The sequence below is a fragment of the Runella sp. genome (assembly GCF_965279615.1).
Lineage (GTDB): Bacteria > Bacteroidota > Bacteroidia > Cytophagales > Spirosomataceae > Runella.
The window spans coordinates 832,141-854,216 of sequence record NZ_OZ257252.1; the positions used below are offsets into that span (position 1 = coordinate 832,141).

The 22,076-nt window shown below is 44.0% G+C and carries 15 protein-coding genes; 11 read left to right on the top strand and 4 right to left on the bottom strand.

Annotated elements, in window-relative coordinates; genetic code table 11:
* Window positions 1–64 precede the first annotated feature (64 nt).
* From ACQY73_RS03680 to ACQY73_RS03700, 5 genes are all read left to right on the top strand, one after another.
* Window positions 65–3,046, top strand: coding sequence for a triple tyrosine motif-containing protein (locus ACQY73_RS03680; RefSeq protein WP_428661614.1), 2,982 nt, complete (start codon window positions 65–67; stop codon window positions 3,044–3,046).
* Window positions 3,047–3,127: 81 nt separating this feature from the next.
* Window positions 3,128–3,766, top strand: coding sequence for a response regulator (locus ACQY73_RS03685; RefSeq protein WP_428661617.1), 639 nt, complete (start codon window positions 3,128–3,130; stop codon window positions 3,764–3,766).
* A 237-nt stretch (window positions 3,767–4,003) separates the two neighbouring features.
* Window positions 4,004–5,761 (top strand): tail fiber domain-containing protein, encoded by a 1,758-nt coding sequence (locus ACQY73_RS03690; RefSeq protein ID WP_428661621.1) that lies wholly within the window; start codon window positions 4,004–4,006, stop codon window positions 5,759–5,761.
* A 29-nt stretch (window positions 5,762–5,790) separates the two neighbouring features.
* Window positions 5,791–7,554, top strand: a complete 1,764-nt coding sequence (locus ACQY73_RS03695; RefSeq protein WP_428661624.1) for a tail fiber domain-containing protein — start codon at window positions 5,791–5,793, stop codon at window positions 7,552–7,554.
* 29 nt (window positions 7,555–7,583) lie between these two features.
* Entirely contained in the window at window positions 7,584–9,374 is a 1,791-nt protein-coding gene (locus ACQY73_RS03700; RefSeq protein WP_428661626.1) for a tail fiber domain-containing protein, read from the top strand.
* Between the two features lie 283 nt (window positions 9,375–9,657).
* Here the strand turns inward: ACQY73_RS03700 and ACQY73_RS03705 are convergent, their stop codons facing one another.
* Both ACQY73_RS03705 and ACQY73_RS03710 read right to left on the bottom strand, forming a co-directional pair.
* Entirely contained in the window at window positions 9,658–11,370 is a 1,713-nt protein-coding gene (locus ACQY73_RS03705; protein ID WP_428661629.1) for a GMC oxidoreductase, read from the bottom strand.
* Window positions 11,371–11,445: 75 nt separating this feature from the next.
* Window positions 11,446–11,976 carry a gluconate 2-dehydrogenase subunit 3 family protein gene (locus ACQY73_RS03710; protein ID WP_428661632.1) on the bottom strand — a complete coding sequence of 177 codons (531 nt, stop codon included), beginning with the start codon at window positions 11,974–11,976 and terminating at the stop codon, window positions 11,446–11,448.
* 204 nt (window positions 11,977–12,180) lie between these two features.
* Between ACQY73_RS03710 and ACQY73_RS03715 the strand changes: the two genes are divergently transcribed.
* From ACQY73_RS03715 to ACQY73_RS03730, 4 genes are all read left to right on the top strand, one after another.
* On the top strand, window positions 12,181–13,401 hold the full coding sequence (locus ACQY73_RS03715; protein ID WP_428661635.1) for a PQQ-dependent sugar dehydrogenase: 1,221 nt from the start codon (window positions 12,181–12,183) through the stop codon (window positions 13,399–13,401).
* Window positions 13,402–13,844: 443 nt separating this feature from the next.
* Window positions 13,845–14,294, top strand: coding sequence for a cold-shock protein (locus ACQY73_RS03720; RefSeq protein ID WP_428661637.1), 450 nt, complete (start codon window positions 13,845–13,847; stop codon window positions 14,292–14,294).
* Between the two features lie 454 nt (window positions 14,295–14,748).
* Complete coding sequence (locus ACQY73_RS03725) at window positions 14,749–16,116, top strand: hypothetical protein (RefSeq protein WP_428661640.1); 1,368 nt, start codon at window positions 14,749–14,751, stop codon at window positions 16,114–16,116.
* 162 nt (window positions 16,117–16,278) lie between these two features.
* Window positions 16,279–16,614: a DUF7678 domain-containing protein gene (locus ACQY73_RS03730; RefSeq protein ID WP_428661643.1), complete on the top strand. Its 336-nt coding sequence runs from the start codon at window positions 16,279–16,281 to the stop codon at window positions 16,612–16,614.
* Between the two features lie 409 nt (window positions 16,615–17,023).
* Here ACQY73_RS03730 and ACQY73_RS03735 read toward each other — a convergent pair whose 3' ends face one another.
* Both ACQY73_RS03735 and ACQY73_RS03740 read right to left on the bottom strand, forming a co-directional pair.
* Complete coding sequence (locus tag ACQY73_RS03735; RefSeq protein WP_428661646.1) at window positions 17,024–17,170, bottom strand: hypothetical protein; 147 nt, start codon at window positions 17,168–17,170, stop codon at window positions 17,024–17,026.
* Between the two features lie 124 nt (window positions 17,171–17,294).
* Complete coding sequence (locus tag ACQY73_RS03740) at window positions 17,295–17,630, bottom strand: hypothetical protein (RefSeq protein WP_428661649.1); 336 nt, start codon at window positions 17,628–17,630, stop codon at window positions 17,295–17,297.
* Window positions 17,631–17,903: 273 nt separating this feature from the next.
* On the opposite strand from ACQY73_RS03740, the gene ACQY73_RS03745 reads away from it, so the two are divergent.
* Together ACQY73_RS03745 and ACQY73_RS03750 are read left to right on the top strand one after the other, a co-directional pair.
* Window positions 17,904–20,762: a PVC-type heme-binding CxxCH protein gene (locus tag ACQY73_RS03745; RefSeq protein WP_428661652.1), complete on the top strand. Its 2,859-nt coding sequence runs from the start codon at window positions 17,904–17,906 to the stop codon at window positions 20,760–20,762.
* A gap of 87 nt (window positions 20,763–20,849) precedes the next feature.
* Entirely contained in the window at window positions 20,850–22,076 is a 1,227-nt protein-coding gene (locus tag ACQY73_RS03750; RefSeq protein ID WP_428661655.1) for an FG-GAP repeat domain-containing protein, read from the top strand.

Genomic DNA, 22,076 nt, shown 5'->3' on the forward strand with positions numbered 1-22,076 from the left:
AATAGTGGATCGGTAAACAGTTTTTAAAGATTTTTAACCAAATTGCTTCTCATTCGAGTAAGAAATGTTGCCCAAAAAGCCCTATACCCTTCTTATTTTTCTTCTATGGTCGTATGTTGCAGTGGCACAATTGCAAAACGACCTACTCTTTCAACGTTATTCTACCCGCGACGGACTTTCTGACAATTATATCTTTAATGTCGTGGAAGACCGTCAACATTTTATTTGGGTGGCTACATTTCAGGGTATCAATCGACTGGATGGTGCGGAAGTAAAGCAGTATGATTTAAACGACAGTTTAAAAACCGATGCACTGCCCTCACCGAAAGTATTTAAAGATTACCGAGGCGCTATTTGGGCAACAAACAATGCCAACCTGTTTAAATATAACCCCATAAAAGACCGATTTGAGTTAAAATTACAATCTAAAAACAAAGAATTCAATGCGGTCAATAAAAAGGTTAAGCAAAAATTCGCGTTGTTTAACGACCTAACTCATCAATGTTTTTGGATAGCCCGGGAAAATGGACTTTTTCGTTATATCATTGATACAGAAGAACTTGAAACAACCTCTATTCACTCATTCAGCACTCCTTACAAGATTATCAGCATTAATTCCACTACCCTCATCATCGCTACCAATGAAGAATGGATAAGTTACGATATCCATACAAAACAATCTTCTCGGATGGCCAAAAAATCCTTTGATTGGGTCATACATTCCATCAGAAACAATCACTGGATTTACAGCGATGAAAAGCGAAGAATATGGGAGCAATCCTTCCAAAACGGCCAATTTTCGCATCCTCGACTCACAGAAATCAATCCCAATCGTAAAGAAATCAGAAGCATCACTACCCTATCCGACCAAATGGGTTCAAAGGTACTTTGGTGTGGATTGGCCTCCGGTGGATTGGATATGCTGGATACGGAAAACAAAAATGGGTATCAAGCTTTTAGTGCGCCTGTAAAACGTATAAATGAGATAAATGATTTTCATCACAGAAGAATCCTGGATATCTATCAGGACAGTAAATACAATATTTGGCTAAGTACCGACCAAGGCCTTTACCGAGCCAATCCTAAAAAATTTCAGATCCGAAAAGAACTGTTCCCTTTTTTTAGAAAGCTAAACATCAGTCGGGTTCGTCAAATCGTTCAACACGCTACTGAGCCAAACCTTGAATGGGTAGTTAATTCTGATTATGGTTTGTTTCTGTATGATAAATCACATCAAAAAATCATTAAAACTTTTAAAATACCGGGGAGCGTCATCACCCAAATCAACTACGACCGCCACAAAAGACTTTGGGTGCTCTCGCCCAAAACGCTGTTCATCATTGAACCGAATTTACATAGCAGAAGGCTCCCGACCAAGCACTTAAAACCCGATTTGCTCTGTTGGAGAATTATATTTGACCGATTTGACAACGCGTGGATCGGTTCAGAAATCGGGTTAGTAAAAGTAGCCTTCCCTTCCCAAAAAATGACGGTATATCCAACCGATACTACCAACCCACCATCCGACAATCACTCTTATATTTATGATTTAAAGCTGTTAAACAATCAAAAAATAGCATTGGCTACGCGGACCGGTGTCACTGTTTTTGATACAGAAACCCAAAAAGTTACCGAAAGAATTGGGCCTCGCCGGAATGTATTCGCCTTGGATATTGACTCCGCAGGAACTGTCTGGGTGGCGTTTAGCGATGAATTAATAAAAATCAGCAAACATAGGGTTGTTAAAGGTTGGAAAAGCTATGGGAATAACAAAAAGTTGCGGTTCAAGAACGGGCTGACCGTTGATAAGGCCGGCAAACTGTGGATGAATATCAGCAATGGTCTGCTTAATTTTGATCCTGTTACCGAAAAATTTCAATTGTTTACGGAGAATGACGGACTTATCAGTAATTATTTCTACGGTTTTATGTATGAAAACAATGGAAATCTCTACCTTAATCATGAAGAAGGGGTAAATTATTTTGACCCGCTCCAAGCTCGAAATACGCCTAAAGTATACGAGCCGATTTTGACGGATTTTTACCTTCTTGAAAATCGGCAATCCATTGATTTCAAAACAACTAAAGACCCATTCGAAGTCAATTACGATCAAAACATCATTACTTTTCGGTATTCCGTCGTGGAGTTTGAACATCCTGAAAAAATAACTTTTCAGTACCGACTGGAAGGATTTGACCAAGATTGGAAAAATGGGAACACGCGTCGCGAAGTCAGTTATACCAATCTCAGCGGCGGCCATTATACCTTCAAAGTAAAGGCACTCAGTGCCGACGGGGATGTTGATTCCCATATAACGGAGTTCCGAATTTTTGTCACTACTCCTTATTATCGAAGCTGGTGGTTCTTTGGGTTGATTTTTACGGGTGTCACCGCCTTCTTTTACGGTTTATATCGCTATCGCCTAAAACAATTTCTTAAACTTCACCATTTACGAAATTCGATTTCCCGTGACTTGCACGATGAAGTTGGCTCGACCTTGAGCAGTATTACGATGCTGAGCGAATCTGCAAAAAAATCATTGGACATTGACGAAGCACAAAGTCGTAAGTTCATGGAAAGCATCACTAAAAATGCCCAAAAGGTGTTGGAAAACATGGACGACATCATTTGGGCCATAAACCCCAAAGACGACTCACTCGAAAGCATCGTTTTACGCACAAAGGAGTTTGCTTATACCCTAACTGAAACAAAAAACATAAAACTCACTTTTGACATTGACCCAAGTTTCAGAAAGCTTAAGATTCCCATGAAAATCAGACGGAATCTGTACCTTATTTTAAAGGAGAGCATCAACAACGCCATCAAACATTCGGGCTGTAGTGAGTTGAAAATTCAATTAAAAATAGAAAAAAGGACGTTACATCTGGTTGTACAGGACAATGGTCAAGGATTTGATACACTTCAACCTACCCTTCGTAACGGCTTGGAAAACATGCGTCAACGGGCGAAAGAGATCGGTGGAGAGATCAGAATAGATAGTCAAAAAGACAAAGGGGCTACCATTTATATTCAGTTGAATAATTGACGACGTTCACTCTATCATGTGAGTTGAGTCAGCAAATTAAATGCCTATTTTTACTACTTTCTTACAAGCTAACACCGGCACATGTCACAGGCGTATAACATTCGCGTAGTAATCGTCGACGACAACGCCGACTACCGCGAAGGGCTATTTCATTACCTCAATTTCAGCACGGGTTTTGAAGTGGTGGGGTGTTTTCCAAATCCGATCAATATCGTCGAAAATATCACACGTACACAACCTGACGTTATTTTGATGGACATTGATATGCCCCATATCAATGGTATTGAGGCAGTACAGCTCTTAAAAGCGAATTCTAAACGTTTAAATATTTTGATGCTGACGGTTTTTGAGGAAGAAGATCGGGTCTTTAAAGCCATGCAGGCAGGGGCTATTGGGTATTTATTAAAGAAAACACCGCCGCAAAAAGTCTTGGAAGCGATTCAGGAAGTGATGGATGGCGGTGCTCCCATGTCTCCCCTGATTGCCCGAAAAGTGGTTCATTTCTTTGCCAAAACAGCTCCAACCGATTATAACCTCACGCCCAAAGAACTGGAGGTGCTGCGTTGGTTGGTGGAAGGTCTTAGTTATAAACTGATTGCGGCCGAACTCAACCTGAGTATTGATACGATTCGCACCCACCTTAAAAATATTTACGACAAGCTTCACGTAAAGTCCAACACCGAAGCCGTGGTCAAAGCCGTCCGTGACAGAATCGTATAGCCCCTAATCATGTGAGCGAAGATTAGCGGAACTGCTTACTTCCAAAGTCAACCAACCGGAGTCAATACGTACTTTTACTTACTGAATTGCGTAGAATCCCTTTCACCTGATGATGTGATTTTTTGGGGATTTGAATTACTGACCTTTGCTCTACTGAAACTTTCCAAGTTTACAATAGTGCAGGCTTCATCTGATTTTCAATCACCAAACTTGGAAAGTTTTTTCAAAAAAACCACCATGAAAAAATTACTACTCCTCGGACTGCTACTTATTTACAGCACAAGTGGCTTACTCGCCCAAATCTTTATTCAGGAAGCTACCGACAAATCTATCGAAATTACTCCGCGCGGTATCAAAGGAGCAGGCACAAATTCAGTATCAACCACCACGCTTTTATTTGGTCCGGGTATTCCTGCCATTGACAATTCTAAACCAAACAATACCGTAATAGGTGCCCAAGCAGCCGGATTGGGTGGTTTATTTCTCCATTCAACGGTTTTTGGCTATCGTGCCTTTTACAACAGCTCAACAATCAGCGGAGGCAGTACCTCCCATAACATTGCCGTAGGTTCACAGGCCATGCTCAACAGTCGAGGCGGGGAGAATTTAGCCATTGGTTTTGAAGCATTACGCAGCGGGGATACCCCTACCGACAATCTTGGTGTCCGTAATACAGCCGTGGGCTACTCTGCACTCAGGCAAAACATTTCCGGGATGAACAATACGGCATTGGGGGCGTTCAGTCTGCTTTCCAACACATCAGGCAGAGACAATGTAGCCATCGGAGCCTATTCTTTGATCAGCAATACCATAGGCAGTAACAATGTAGCCATCGGAGTAAATGCGCTTTACCGAAATACTACAGGCAGTGAAAACGTAGCGGCAGGAAAAAATGCGCTCTACAACAATACCGGAGGTCTCCGCAACACGGCAGTAGGTTTTGAGACCCAGTATTTTACGATTGGAAGTGATAATACCGCCGTGGGGGTTCAGGCTCTGCGCGGCAGTGCCACCGTCGCCGATAATACAGGCGGTGGTAATACCGCCATCGGTGATAATGCCTTACTAAATAATACTTCCGGCAACCGAAATATCGCTATCGGCTTTGGCGCTCTCTCCACCAACAGTACCGGAAGCTACAATATCGCACTCAACAATGGATTGCTGTTAAATACAACCGGGAGCTACAATATCGCCGCCGGGAATGGAGCATTGTTTTCCAATAGGGCCAATAACGGCAGCACCGCCATAGGAAGCAGTGCTATGATTTTTGCAGATAACCGAACATCAGATGGGCGGCTCACCTACAATACCGCCGTGGGGTATGAATCGCTGCGAGGCAGTACAACCGCCTCCAACAACACCGGACGCTACAACTCTGCCGGGGGAGCGCAGGCTTTACGCTTGGTTTCTTCAGGCAGCAATAACACTGCCGTGGGTTCGTTGGCAGGCAATACCATCAGTACCGGGCACAACAATACCGCCATCGGCTATGATGCGCAGGTACCTTCCGGGACAACCGATAACCAAATCCGAATCGGCAACTCCTCCGTCACGTTTGCCTGTGTACAAGTGGCTTGGACAGTGACTTCCGACCGCCGTTGGAAAGAACAAATCAGACCGTTGAACCTCGGCAGTGATTTTATTGGGCAACTGCGACCGGTGTCGTACCATCGTAAAAACAATGCCAATGCCGACGTTGAAACGGGGCTTATTGCCCAAGATTTGGCCGTTACGCTCCGACAACTGAATGCGCCTTCTTTGGGCTTACTCCAAAAAAATACCAAAGGATTCTACAGCGTACGCTATACTGACCTGCTGATGCCACTCATCAAAGCCCTCCAGGAACAGCAACTGCAGATGGACGAATGGAAAGTCACTAACACGCAGGCAAAGCTGACAAACGAGCAATTCACGGCTGAAAATGAGGCAGTAGCGGCTAAAATCTCCCGAATAAAAGCCTTGCTTGAAGCCATTGAAAATACCCGAAAATAAAGATCCGCTCTTTTAATTTTTCTAAGAAAATGAACAAAATACTTAGTCTTTTTATATTCTTACTTTGGGGCATACAGTTAGCCCAAGCCCAAGTCTATTCAAATCTTAGTTCTAACCGGTCATTGCAAATCACCCCGCGCGGGATGACAGGAACATTGTTAGGGCCATTGACACCTTCCAATGTATATTTTGGCGGAAAAATTTCAGGTTCGGGAGGAACAGGCATTCAAAATACGGTACTTGGAGTGGATGATGGGCAGGCAGCTACGGGCTCCAATAACGCCATCATCGGTTCCGCTACGTATCGTTATAGTTTGGCCGGCAACGAAAATACCCTCATGGGAGCCTCCGTATTTTCTTTGATTGATTCTGATGATGCGACTGTCAGTGGTAATGTGATCGTAGGTTCGGAGGCTTTTACAGGCAGTCCTTATGGAGTTCCATCTTCCTTAAGTCGGGCTTCCTACACGACGGTAGTGGGAGCAAGTGCCATGCACTATGTTAGGGAGAGCAGTTCTAATACGGCCATTGGTGCACAGTCATTAAATAACAGCAGCAGTTCATCGGCATTTATTGAAAACAGTGTTGCCTACGGCACAAGAGCGTTGGCATCTATGGTTCTGGGAAACAACAACGTAGCTTATGGCAACAAAGCAATGGAAATGGCCACCAATAGTGATAGCTGCACCGCCATAGGCTACACCGCTTTACAAAAAAACGTAGCCAACGGGCGCATGACCGCCATCGGGCGAGGTGCGATGGGCAACACCGAAAATACCGGCAGCAACCTAAGCGGTTTCAATGTAGCGATTGGTTACACGGCACTTTACAATACACTTTCGTCGGGCACGGGCAATGTAGCAGCCGGTTTCAGTTCATTATCATCCAACCAATCGGGCAGCAGCAATACTGCGGCCGGGGATATGTCTCTTACAAGTAATACCACAGGCGACAATAATGTCTCCATTGGAGCAAATGCCGCTTACAACAATACAACCGGTACCAACAATGTGGCCATCGGCTACTATGCACTGTTTAACAACAAAGCCAATATCAGAAGTACCGCCGTGGGATACGAAGCTATGCGGTATGCTGACAACCAAACGGCCGGCGTTCAAACGTTCAATACTGCAGTAGGCTATAAAGCCATGCGGGGAAGTATCACGTCTGCTGACAACACCGGCCGAAACAACGTTGCCATCGGCGACAGTGTCTTGGTCAATGTCACTTCGGGAAGTCAGAATACGGTGGTAGGCACTTTTGCGGGCAACAACATTACCACCGGTTCCAACAACACGGTGATTGGGTACGGTGCCGAAGTACCTTCGGGAACAGCAAGCAACCAAGTCAAAATCGGCAACAGTTCCATCTCCTATGCAGGTGTACAGGTAGCGTGGACGATCACCTCTGACAAACGTTGGAAAGAACACATCAAATCCCTCCCAAACAGTTTGACATTTATCAAAGCCCTGCGCCCGGTGGTGTATCACCGCACCAATAACCCATCCCCTGACCGTGAAATGGGATTTATTGCCCAAGAATTGCAGGAAACAATGCCTCAGCTTGGAATCAGAAATTGGGGGATGATTCACGCCGACGACAAGGGATTTCTGACGGTACGTTACAATGATCTCGTAGCACCACTCATCAAAGCAGTACAGGAGCAACAAGCCCAACTCGAAACCGGAAAGAACAACTACCTCCCATTGGCTAATGCCAACGCGCTTGATTTTACCTCACTTAATGCTCAGACGGATGCCTTGCTGGAGCGTTTAGAGATGTTCAAAAAATAGCCTTTGTCTCATTTCAATAAAGCATACACATGAAAAACAGATACATTCTTTTCCTACTTTTCCTTTGCCCCTTGTTTCTCCAAGCCCAGATATCGGTCGAAGAAAGCACCGATGGCTCCATTACCCTTACTCCTAAAGGCATTAGCAGCAACAGTACGGCCAACTTTTATAACAATATGGCCCTCGGCAGAAGCGCTCTGCGAAACAACAATCCCGGAACGACACACAATGCAGCGGTAGGCGCATTTACTTTATTTTCCAATACCGCCGGCAATTATAATACGGCATTGGGAACAGAAGCCCTTTATTCCAATGTCGCCAACAGCGGCAGTACGGCCGTGGGGTATCGTGCCATGAATTATGCCGACAACCGCGCCACCGGCATCACCACTTACAATACCGCACTGGGCAATTATGCACTACAGGGAAGCAGTACACCTTCGGCCAATATAGGTATCAAAAATACAGCCATTGGTTTTCAGGTATTAATGCAAAACACCTCCGGACAGGAAAACACCGGCAGTGGATATCAGGCATTGAAAGAGAACTTAACAGGCGAATTCAATACAGCAAGTGGCGCTTACAGTATGCTCAAAAGTGCCAATAGCAGTGCCAATACGGCAGCCGGCAGCCAAGCACTTTATAATCACTCCAACCAATCAAATGAAGCAATAGGTTACCGAGCATTATATAACAGTAAATACAGTGAGAGCAATGTCGCTGTTGGCAGCCGGGCAATGATGCAGGTTGACTCCCTAACTTCCCCCTTTATGAATGTTGCCGTAGGCTATTCGGCGTTGTATGGGTATGGATTGGCCGGCACGGGCAAATTTAAAGGCATAAGAAATGTTGCGTTAGGCGCTTATGCTGCTTATCAGGATACTTCCGGCAGTTTTAATGTAGCAATAGGTTATCAAGCGTTACAGGTAAAAAAGGCCGGGAGCGGCAATACGGTCATTGGCGAAAATTTTTCAACCGGCGCATTTTTTGGCTACGACTACGTTTCTCAAAGTACTTCCATTGGCCTTAACAGAGGCGCTTCCGTCCGCACTACTGCCATAGGAGTAATGGCTATGAACCGAGTTGTTCCCGAAAATACACTTATGTTCAATACGGCTGTTGGCTACGATGCTCTCTCCTATGGTTCATCAACGACCGTTACCGGAACACAAAATACGGTATTTGGCAGCAATGCGCTTTACAATTTAAGCACCGGAAATCAAAACGTTGCCATTGGCGCAGAGGTAGAAGCTTTTCCTTCCCAAGTCAGTACGGGCAACAATAATATTTTGATCGGTTTCAGTGCCAACGTTCCTTCTGCCTCAGGCAATAATCAGGTCAGAGTAGGCAGCAATACCACTACTTATGCCGCCGTTCAGGTAGCGTGGAACTGTTCTTCTGACCACCGTTGGAAAGAAAATATACAGCCGATTGGGTTAGGCATGAATTTTATTAAAGAGTTGCGACCTGTGACTTATCACCGCAAAGGCAACGCCGATTCCGAACATGAAATGGGATTAATAGCACAGGAAGTAGAAGAGGCACTCAATAAATTAGGAATCAAAGACTTGGGATTACTTCACAAGGACGAAAATGGCTACCTTTCATTGCGCTACAATGATTTGATTCCCATCCTTGTCAAAGCCTTACAGGAACAACAGGAAGAGATTGAAAAATTACAAAAAGAAAGTCAACAACTGAGTGAACATCGCCAACAAATCACGGCTGAAAACCGCGCGCAAGCTGCAACACTAAAAGTACTTTCGGCCAAATTCAGTAGCTTATCTGATAAAATGACAATAACCGAACAGGTGAAATAGTAGAAATCTGCGTCACTCGTCATCAACATGAACCTATTAATTTGTCCAAAGTATCCGTTAAACTAATAGTTTGTTGGGCCTTTGCAGCCGGTATGCTTAGAAGTAAAATACAAAAAAACATTCCTCATGGGTTCAATTTGCAAACAATTGTATTAAAGAACCTATCAATTTCGTAATAATAGAGAACATGGGAGCCCGGAATCTCGTAAGCAGACGAAGTATTTTAAAAACAAACAGCCGCTAAAACGACACGTCTTAGCGGCTGTTTAAGTGATCGGAAATACTATATGTTTCCTTTTTTCTTCTCTTTCACGGCAAAATCAGCCGCACGAGCCGTCATTGCCATATAGGTAAGCGATGGGTTAACGCAGGAAGCGGAAACCATGAATGCGCCATCTGTAACAAATACGTTTTTACAGGCGTGTACTTGGTTATTTCCATTCAACACCGATGTTTTAGGATCGCGCCCCATCCGTGCCGTTCCCATTTCGTGAATGGCCATTCCCAACCATGAGCCACGGTCATACGACTTCACATTCTTCACTCCCGCTTTTTCCAACATCTCTGCGGCGTCGTTGGCCATGTCAACACGCATTTTTTTCTCGTTTTCTTTGAGTTCTGCGTCAAATACAACCAACGGCATGCCCCATTTATCTTTTTCTTTAGGATCGAGATACATACGATTTTCGTGATAAGGCAGCGTTTCTCCAAAACCGCCCAAGCCCATAGACCACGGTCCCGGTTTGGTGAGTTCGTCTTTAAAATCTGCTCCGAAACTCAATTCGGCTACATTTCGCTGCCAGCTCGCGCGACTTCCGCCGCCCTGATAACCAAAACCGCGTAAATAATCACGCTTGTCGTTACCGATGTTTCTGTAGCGTGGCACATAGATACCATTAGCGCGACGGCCGAAATAGTATTTATCGGTATCCCCTTCCCATGTTCCGCTGGCTCCCGTACGGAAGTGGTGATCCATCAGGTTGTGGCCCAGTTCACCACTATCGTTTCCAAAACCGTTAGGGAAGCGATTGGAAGTTGAGTTAAGCAATACAGACGTTGAACCCAATGCCGAACCGCACACGAAGATCAATCCTGCATGGTAGATTTTCTCTTCCATCGTTACGGCATCAATGATGCGTACACCGGTAGCTTTTTTCTTGTTTTCGTCGTAGATCAGGTTGGTCACCACCGATTCAGGGCGCAGTGTCAACAATCCCGTTTTTACCGCCGGTGGCAACGTACACGATTGCGTACTGAAATAAGCCCCAAACGGACAACCCAAAGCACATTTATTACGGTATTGACATGCCGCACGGCCGTTATTGATTTGAACCTGAGTAGGTTTTGATAAATTGGCCACGCGTCCAATCGTCATGTTACGACCGGGAAATTCTTTCTCAATACGTTTGCGCACTTCTTTTTCCACGCAATACATGTCCATTGGCGGCAAAAACTCGCTGTCGGGCAATTGAGGCAAGCCTAATTTCTCCCCCGATATCCCCGCGATTTTTTCCACGTAACTGTACCAAGGCGCAATGTCTTTGTAACGGATCGGCCAGTCTACTGCAATGCCGTCTTTGAGGTTTCCTTCAAAATCAATATCGCTCAAACGATACGACTGACGTCCCCACATGATGGATTTTCCACCCACGATATTGGGACGAAACCAGTCAAAACGTTTTACTTCTTTATATAGAGAATCCGAGTCATTCATCCAGTATTTTTCGGACATCTCATTGTAAGGATAGTCACGACTCAGTTTCGGGTGCGTTGCTTTTTGATCTTCAGTCAAACGTCCGTTATAGTTCGATTGCCAAGGGTCTTTCATGGCATTTTCGTAGCCTGATACGTGCTCTAATTTATGCCCTTTTTCGAGCATCAGCACCCTCAGGCCTTTTTCTGTCAATTCTTTGGCTGCCCAGCCACCGCTAACTCCCGAGCCAATCACGATAGCATCGTAAGTCACTTCTTTTTGTGCATCTATATTAAGGTACATCGGTTCTTAATTGAAAAGTAAAAATTAACTACTCCTTTTAGGACATTCTCACTCTAATGGGCCATTCATTGAAGACTAAATAGCCCATGCTTTCTGGCCGGGTTTTAAAGGAACGCATCCTTCAAAACGCCCCGGGATAGGAAGGTATTCCATCGCTTTGGTGGCTCCGATCTCTGACGTAAAATAGCCCGTTACCGTCAATTCTTTCATACGGAGAAAGAAGGGCTTGTTACTTACTGTCAGCGCCTTGACGGCGTCGATCTTCTGCTTTGAGTCCAGCTCAACAAAGCTTTTTCCGAAAGCGGTACGGCTATCGGTATTGAGTTGTGTAAGTCCGGAATAAAATGAAGTTTGATCTTCTTTGGGATAGCAATCACGCATTACTCGCACAATAAATTTTTCGACGCCGGCCGCTTTTGCACCCGGAGTATTGGTTGTGGGAATAATGACGTCGGCTAAATCGGACAAAAATGCCTCCTGTTCGGCAGTAACGGGAACACTCTCCCCTACATTTAATCTTTGTCCCAATACTCCTGCCATTGTCGGAGCGGAGATCACGCTTCCTAGCAGGACAGCTACGTGCTGAATAGCATCTCTACGGTTCATGTTGTTCGGGTGGTTTAGTATAAGTAAAGTTGGTCTTACACTATTTTTACTAGTGATAAACGTTAAAAATTTGACAAAAAAGGCCCGTCCGGCACTTTGTCGCTTCAAAAACAGTACAAGATAATAAGAAGTAGCAATTTGCCCTGAGGTAACTTATAATTAAAACGTATATTTGAACTTTTTGTTTTCCTATCCTTTTTACCCATGATAATGACTCCCCTCAAACAAAGAACAGCCACTTTGCTTTTGTTGGTTGCTGCAGTAGGAATTGCCTTTTTGATTTTGTTGATGTATGAGTTCAATGAAAAAAGTCATGTTCAAAAATTGATTCCCGGCTCTACCTCCAATCATCAACTTGAGAATGCTTTCCCTAATTTATCGTTTCATGAACCTGTTGAGTTTACCCACGCAGGCGACGGCACCAACCGGGTCTTCGTACTGGAACAGGAAGGGCGAATTAAAGTATTTGATAATAATTCTGCGACTAAATCAGCAGAAACCTATCTGGACATTCGTGACCGGGTAAGCGATGGCGGCGAAATGGGGTTATTGGGCCTTGCCTTTGACCCCAATTTTAAAAAGAATGGGTATTTTTACGTTAACTATACCCAACGCAAGCCTTTACAAACTGTCATTGCCCGCTATAAAGTTGCTTCTTACAAAGACGCCCAAGCATCGACATCTTCCGAAGTGATTTTGTTTACCTTTTCGCAACCTTACGACAACCACAATGGCGGAAAACTGGCATTTGGCCCTGACAGTCTCCTATATATTTCAACCGGCGATGGCGGCGCTTGGGGCGATCAACACAATTATGCCCAAAACAGAAAATCACTGCTTGGTAAAATACTTCGTATTGATGTTACGAAAACCGACAAAGGGAACTATGGAATTCCGACCGACAATCCTTATGTAGGCAACAAAGAGGGATTTCAAGAGGAAATTTACGCGTATGGCCTCCGAAACCCCTGGCGATTCAGTTTTGACGCCCAAACGGGACAATTATGGGTGGGTGATGTAGGACAAAACGAATTTGAAGAAATTGACATCATCAGAAAAGGGGGGAACTATGGATGGCGACTCAAGGAAGCCAATCGTTGCTATAACCCTCGCAATGACTGCAATCTATCCGATAGTCTCATTGACCCGGTACACCAATACCCACGAAGCGACGGCACTTCAGTTACAGGTGGTTTTGTATACCGAGGCTCACGCTTACCGGCACTGCGAGGCAAGTACATATTTGGCGACTACAGCAATGGAAATATTTGGGCCTTGACCCATGATGGTACTTCAAAAACCTATCATGAGTTACTCATGAGCGGAGGCGGCTCTATTTCTTCTTTTGGTGAGGATGCCAATCGGGAACTGTATGTCCTTGATCATTATAAAGGGCAAATCAAAAAATTTGTCTCCTCAAAATAATTCAGTTTTTTTCAAAAATCGACACCAATTAAATTCAAGGATTGTATCAGGCAATTACAATATTACAAATATCTGATATTCAACCCATTAAAAATAAAATCAATTAAATACCTCGGATTTTCTCTATTTAAAAATGGGCAAAAAATCTCGAAATGGCTATTTTTCGGAACTCATCTTACTGTATTTTATGATTTGGATTCACCCCAAAATATATAATTAAAACAATTGGAAATTATTACCCCCATATTTGCGTTACGATTAAACGGAATACCAACATTTTTCTCAGCATTTCCCGGTAAGCAGGTGCCCTTCCAATCCTGTTGGCATAAAATTAAGACTTATGCAGGCATTTTGATTGTTATTCATTCATATTTAATAAACCAATCTGTTTTAAACTCCAATTAATTTTGAGAAACAGATACAAAGATTAAGACCAATACTATATGGCTAGTTCACAAGAGACATTTAATAAGAAAGAAAGAGAAAAGAAAAAATTAAAGAAGAAAAAGGACAAGGAGGAAAAGAAAGAGGAGCGTCAGGCAAGTGCCAAAAAGGGACAATCTCTGGAAGACATGATCGCGTATGTCGACGAAGATGGGAACATCACCAATACGCCTCCTGATCCAAGGAAAAAGAAAGTAGTTAATAGTGAAGACATTACACTGGGAGTAGCGAAACAAATCAATGAACCTGTAGAAATCATACGGGAAGGCGTGGTTAGTTTCTTCAACGAACAAAAAGGCTATGGATTCATTAGAGACCTCAAGAGCCAGGAAAGTATCTTTGTCCATATCAATGAACTGAGTGGCCCTATTAAGGAAAACGATAAAGTAACTTTCGAAATCGAGATACGCCAAAAAGGTCCCAGCGCCGTTTCGGTTAAAAAGATGTAAAAGAAAGTATTCCTTCATATAAAGTATAAAAGCCCCGAAACTCATTGTTTTGGGGCTTTTATACTTTATGGTCTTACCAATGTCAGTAGAAGTTCAGAAGGCCGGTATCGGTTATTTCGCCGACTTCTCAGGTTAAGTTACTATAAAGTCCGGGTAAGCTAAAAACGAAAACATATTGTACTTAACAGATAATAGCCTGATTTTTAGTATCCCCGCTTTTGGAAATTATCGCAACTCTTCTTAACTTTGTTTAGAGCCATTCAAGTGGAAATGTGAACATAAGCAGTAATAAACCGATCTTGCCATCGTTCATAGCTGTACCCTGTTATCATTTCCAGTTGATTTTGCCGGATAGTTAATTTTACCCTATTTTATTATAACTCCCGGTTCCGGCCTTCCGAAAGGATAATTAATATACCCATAAATAGACGTTCTTGGAAAATCAATGCAAGTTATGAACTGTCAAGTCCATAAAAATCACTCCCTACCCTACACTTTGATATTGCTCTTCTTTTTAGTGCTCTTTGGGGGATGCAAAGGAGGCGCCACGCCTATTGATAGTCAACCCCAAGAGGAAGACCAATTACTCACTCCTACCCGTACCGTTGGAACAGGGTCTGGAAACCTTTCCGTCGATGGCGGCTCTCTTGGTATCAGACCGGGAGAAATTATAGCCATCACTCCCGGCACTTACACAGACCTCTCCTTTTCCAATCTTACGGGTACGCCAAGCCAACCTATCACCTTGGTTGCCAATGGCTCGGTGGAAATAAGCGGCGGCGGACTCTCACTTGAAAATGTTTCCAATCTGGTCATAACCGGTTATAAGAAAAGTAAGAACATTTTTTTTCACGATGTCAACTATCGGGCCATTACGCTCTCAGGAAGCATTCCTCATGGGCTGACGTTGGAGGGAATCCGTTTGAAAAATGTTAACGACTATGCCATCTCTTACAATAATCCAACCCCTTACGATGGCACTGATGCCACAGCTTTTACTGATTTCAAATTACTTAACTGCGAATTTGAGAACACCGGACCCATTCACATCGACGGAGGTCTTAACAAATTGTCGGGTGCAATTAACAACGGCTTTTGCAAAAACCCTGAAATAGCCTATTGCACATTTAAAAATTGCCCAACTTCCGAAACCCTTTTATACATGGGAAATGTAGAGGGATGTGATATTCATCATAATACACTGGATGAGATCAATGCCAATACTGAAAAACATAACGGTATCTTTTTACTGTTGGGCAACGGCAGCGTTCACCATAATAAATGCACCAACCACCAGGGGAACTTTGTGCGCTTCTGGCCTTTTTCACAAGGTACCAAACCCAAAGAAGTACTTTTGTATAACAACATTGTCTGGAACAGTCGTAAATACAGCGCTCTGGAGGTACAAAGTTTTGAGAATAATATTATTCCGGGCATAAGCACTTACTGTAACGTTAAGGTATTTAACAATACAGTTGGTAAAATGAACACCACAAAACCAACGGTATTCGTAGGCGTGGTGGTAGATGTGTATAATCTTCAGGGAGGCGATATTCAGATCTTTAACAATTTATCATTCAATCAGGTCGAGACCTCTTCCAAAGACAACGTGTGGAGTCAGCAAAGCTCAACCACGCCGAGCCTGAACACCAACAATCGTTATTTTGCGACTTCTTCCATGGCAGGGCTAACCGACGAGGTAAGTTTCAAGTTACTCTCAGCGTCACCTGCTAAAAAGGCAGGTTTGTATCAGTCTTTCATCAATGATGATTTTTACAGTACCAAACGTGCCAACCCTCCGTCAATTGGTGCAGTAGAATAAAAACGAAGCAATGGATGCGTTGAAATTTCGTCAAAAAAGTCTTTTTTTAGATAAATCTACATTTTTTATACCTCAAACTACCCTAGAGACTTTCTATAATGTATAATTCTCTTAAATTTGTTCTATAAAAAAATTACCATACTCTCAAAATACCCTACAAATATGGAATATCTTTTGAAGCCAATGAGTGAGCAGGAGTTCCTCTTAAAATTAAAAACAGAGCGTGATTATTTTTTAAATTTAAGAGCGGAGCAAATTATAAATGCCACGTTGGGATGGCACGGTGGCAAGATTGGGAAATACCGGTTTGAAGTAAATGTGTTAACAAAGCGGTCTGATCTTGGGATTGATTTTGGAAAAATTTTCAAACTTTGTGTATGGGATAGTGCAAAAGGAATGGCCAATGGCTGTGTAGCTCATTATGACAAGGGGTGGGACATCAAACCTTTTAAAGAACTGGAACCTTATGTCAGTCAAATTTTGAGAAGATACAATTAGAGATAACTAATCTGAACACAAAAATGGGAGCCGACAGCTCCCTTTTGTTTTTGATACCCGCAGGACATCATTAAGTGTTTCAACCGGACAACGAAAGGGAATCGTACCTTTTTGTATCGATATTTCGTTGAATTTTTAAGCTATATAGTAGTTAGCCAATAAATTTCCCAATAAGCATTAGGGAAATTGTGACCAACATAAATGCCCACCAAGGCGTTCTATCATAGATATCAAAAGCTACTCCTTTTACCGAAATATGTTTGCCGTTCCGTTCCATTGCCGTAGAAGTTAAAAGTTATACGCTATACTTCTTAAAGTAATCGTGCCGGCATTGGAGCGGTTTTAAAAGTGTAGTTTTTTCTACAATCGTAGCGTAAAAACCCCTATCCTATTCAAAAAGCCATTTTTATCAGCCGTTAAACTTCCAAAGCAGAATGAGTACAATCATAACCACGATCCATACCCACCAAGGTGTTTTCTGAAACATCTCACCCATAATATTTTGCGAAGGTTGGCCTGAGCGCCGGGAGTGTTGTGTGTAGCGGGAGCGTGCCATGTAAGTGCTGTTTTAGAAGTATACAATTGGTTCTTTCGCCTATTTACCGGCAGAAGACAGCATTGTCATAAACGTATTGCTGCCTGTCTGCCGGTAAATTAAAAAAAGGAGAATCAATTCAATTCTACTCACCTTTGTATTCTTCAAGGTCGATATGGTTATCACCTCCCAGGCTATAATAATTATTTTCTTCATCTTCTGAGCCGATCTCCTCCAAGTCATCGTCCAGTTCAGCGCCCGGAACATCCAAATCACCGCCTGAAACATCATCCTTAAAATCCTTTTCATTCCATTGATCCGCCTCATCGTTCAGTTCCTTAGTTCTTGAAGGATCATCGGGATCAATGTCTTCTTCTTTGGTTGCGCGACTGTAAATATCTTCGCTTGGCGGATACAGCGGATAGCCCGGAAATTCATCCGCTTCTTTGTTTTTTTCGGTGTTACTTGGTTTGGTTGCCATGATTTTAAATGGATAAGGTAAATTAAATACCGATTGTTTTATGATTTATTGATTATCTACTTTGTATTCTAAATTTTGATGCCATCGGTACAACACCAATAACCGGGGTACCAAATCCTCATTCTTTGTCGCGCCGGCTAATTTTCGGCAATTATTTGATTTCCGATTCCTGAAACTCGGGGTATTTTTTTCTTAGCCTCGAAAATTGCCAAAAACCAAGATTATTTAATAATTTTAAGAGGAATTCGTATAAACAAACCTCTTTTTCATCTTATGTACCTTAACCGTCTGCTTATACCGTTACTTGCTGTCCTTTTTTTTGCATCCGGCAACGTCAACGCTCAACAATCCTCTAAACCGCAAACCGATACGACACGCTTTGACCGCGATTACGCGTTGGAAGCCTCTATGGTTGGTTATTTCAGCCCGGATGGCGCACGAAACCCTACGCTGAAAGCCAATAAAGGCGACAGAGTACGGATAAAGATCACCAATGTCGAGCTGATGACCCACGACATTGCGCTGGAAAAAATGGGGATAAAAAGTAAGACCATTTTGGAAAAAGGCATGAGTACAACCCTCATTTTTACCGCCGACAAAAGTGACACTTACTTTTGCTCGGTACCGGGCCACCGGGCAGCAGGGATGGTGGGGAATTTTGAGGTAGTAGAGGGAATCATTTCGACCGCTGTCATGCAGGGGCAAGTACCTCAAAAGGATGGGCAGCCTTTAAACCTTAATTTTGAAACAGGTTCTTTAAAAGACTGGACCGCCACCGGTACTGCCTTTAACAATCCACTCATTACGGAAGACCCCTCTCCTATCCATGAGAAGGAAATGAAAATCGGTTTTGAAGGGAAGTATTTTCTAAGCAGCGGTGGTACCGTTAATGCAAAATCAACGGGAACATTAACGTCTGTTCCTTTTAAAGTAACTCAACCTTTTGCGGCGTTCAAAGTATCGGGAGGGGCCTTGGAAGATACGCGTGTAGAGTTGCGCCTGGCAGGTACAAACGAAATTATTTTTCATATTACGGGCCAAGGCCGTGCTAACCTGCAACCCGTCGTTGTAGACCTTCAGGCGTATTTAACCAAAGATATTTACATCAAGATCATTGATAACGAAACAGGAATTTCCCAAATTCCGTACATTCCGCACGATAAATGGGCGCACATCAACTTTGATGAATTTCTCTTCTACCCCACTCGCCCGGAATTTCCCAACGAGCTGAAGCAAAAAGACATCATCATTCTTCCGCCGCTCGATCCTGTGCTGAATGCAGGGCTTTCAGGCGTGGAAGCGGCCAAAGCCATGACTCCACCCAAAGGGTTTAAGATCACGTTGGCGGCGGCTGAACCCGATATCATTCGCCCTATCTGTTTTACAATTGATTCACGTGGCCGACTTTGGGTCGTGGAAGGGCACACCTATCCCGTTCCGGCTCCCGAAGGACAGGGCCGAGACCGCATCCTGATCTTTGAAGACACCAACGGTGACGGCACACTTGATAAACGCAAAGTATTTATGGAAGGCCTGAATCTGGTCAGCGGCATGGAGGTGGGTATGGGCGGCGTTTGGCTGGGTGCAGCTCCTTATCTTTTATTTGTACCGATTGATGCCAAAAATGATAAACCGGCCGGTCCACCGCAAAAATTGCTGGATGGTTGGGGGACGCAGGATACCCACGAAACACTCAACAGCTTACGATGGGGCCCTGATGGCTGGCTTTACGGAACGCATGGCGTATTTACCCATTCCAACGTAGGAAAACCCGGCGCACCTGATTCGGAACGGACGAAGATCAACGCCGGCGTCTGGCGATACCATCCTACCAATCATCAGTTTGAAGTATTTGCCGAAGGCACCAGCAATCCTTGGGGTATTGATTTTAACGACTACGGTCAACCTTTTATCACGGCCTGTGTGATTCCGCACATGTACCATATCATTCAAAACGCCCGTTACCAACGGCAAGCCGGCAAACATTTCAATCCTTATACCTACGACGACATCAAAACCGCCGCCGACCACGTACACTGGGTGGGCGAACGCGGTCCTCATGCCGGAAATTTCCGTTCGGCCGCCAAAGGAGGCGGTCACGCCCATGCCGGCGCGATGATCTATTTGGGCGGTTCCTGGCCTCAGGAATACCGTAATGACATCTTTATGAACAATATCAACGGCGCCCGCTTCAATCGTGACCATCCGCAGCGAAGCGGTTCGGGATATACCGTACAGCACAGAGAAGATTTTATGGCAATGAACGATTCATGGTCGCAGTGGCTGAATTTCAAATACGACCCAAGCGGCTCCGTGTTCGCCATCGACTGGTATGACAAGAATCAATGCCATAGTCCCAACCCGGACGTTCATAACAAAACCATGGGACGCATCTTCAAGATTTCGCACGAAAATGACAAATGGGTGCAGGTAGATCTGTCCAAGGCTTCTGATATGGAATTGGTTAATTATCAGCTACATGCCAACGATTGGTACGTACGCCAATCCAGAACCATTTTGCAGGAACGCGGACCGAATAAGAAAGTACACAAAGCGCTAAAAGAAATTCTTGCCAAAAATCCTGATGAAACCCGCAAACTACGCGCTTTGTGGGCGCTTCACGTAACCAAGGGGTTAACCGAAAAAGAGTTGAACGATTTATTGGCCAATGAAAGTGAATACGTTAGAAGCTGGGCTATTCAGTTGGTAACCGAAAATAAAACTGTTTCTCCCGAAACGATGAACCGTTTTACTGAATTGGCAAAAAATGACAAATCAGCGTTGGTCAGACTTTATCTTACTTCAGCGATGTTGCGACTGGAACCCTCCCAAAGATGGGGTGTTGTGGAAGCACTTGTACAAAAATCCGAAGATAAAGACGACCACAACCTGCCGCTGATGCTTTGGTATGCGGCAGAACCTCTGTCGGTTGTAGATACGAAGCGTGCGCTTCAAATGGCTGAAACCTCCAAAATGCCTAAACTGTTGCCCTACACCATTCAGCGCGTTACAGCAATCGGTACGGAAGATTCCAAGAAGTTACTGAAAGACCTGAAAGACCGTTTGGGAAAATCGCATTCGCACGAAAACCACGAAAGTCAGATGTTACTGGATGAAGCAGTAGGGAAATAAAGCGTATTTGTCCTTCCGAAGGAATCTATATCGCGGTAACTTAGATTCCTTCGGAAGGACAAATACAGTAAAATAAACCTTAAAAACATGAAAAATCAATATCTCATAACTGTATTTCTGGCCTTCACCTGCGGTATTTCTTACAGTCAACCGATGACCACTATGTTGGAAAGCGGGTTCAAAAAAACCAAACTGACCGGCGATTTTATCTCCGAAGGAGTTGCGGTGGCCGACCTGAATAAAGACGGGAAATTAGACATTGTGGCAGGTTATTACTGGTTTGAAGCTCCTTCCTGGACTAAACACGAAATGGCTCCCGCCCAGCCAAGCGCGGCCCCCTCTGAGGCCGTAGGTTTTGGAATGTCACGCGTATTTAACCCCCGAAAAGAGTACAGTAATTCCTTTCTGAACATGGGAATGGATGTCAATTTGGATGGTTGGGACGATGTTGTCATCATTGACTTCCCCGGAAAACCTGCTTTCTGGTTTGAAAATCCACACAACAAGCCGGGCGTTTGGGCAAAACACATTATTGCCGATTCGGTCGGTATTGCCAACGAATCGCCGGGATTTATTGACATGGATGGCGACGGACGATTGGATATTCTTTGCGGAGATAAAGAAAAAAAACAGGTCATTTGGCTGAAAGCACCCGTTAAAAAGGGAGACACGGAATGGAAACGGTACGCACTAAGCGCCGAAAATGTACCCGGAACCGAGATCTTTTCCCACGGAATCGGTTACGGCGATGTTGACAAAGATGGCCTCAACGATGTGGTAGTGCGGGAAGGCTGGTTTAAAGGAACCACCGACAATAAATCCGGGAACTGGAAATTTTACCCGGTCAATTTGGGCGAACCCTGCTCCCACATGCAGGTATTGGACGTAGATGGCGACGGAAAGAACGACGTCATCAGTGCATCAGCCCATGCGTTGGGCGTTTGGTGGCACCAACAAATCACGGATGGCGAAGGTAAAATCAATTTCAAAACCAACCTCATGAGTACCACCACTGCCCAAACTCACTCCTCCATCATGGCCGATCTAAACGGGGATGGTCGCAAGGAATACATTACCGGCAAGCGATTTTTAGCCCATCACGGCCGCGATCCCGGCGATGCCGATGCTTCGTATCTGATGTGGTTTGACTTAACCCCCGGCAAACAACCTTATTGGACAGAACACATCATTGATAATGATTCCGGTGCAGGACTGAATATTGTAGTCCAGGACATAAACAAAGACCGCAAACCTGACATTGTCATTGCCAATAAAAACGGTGTATTTTTATTTGAAAATGCACTGAAAAAGTAA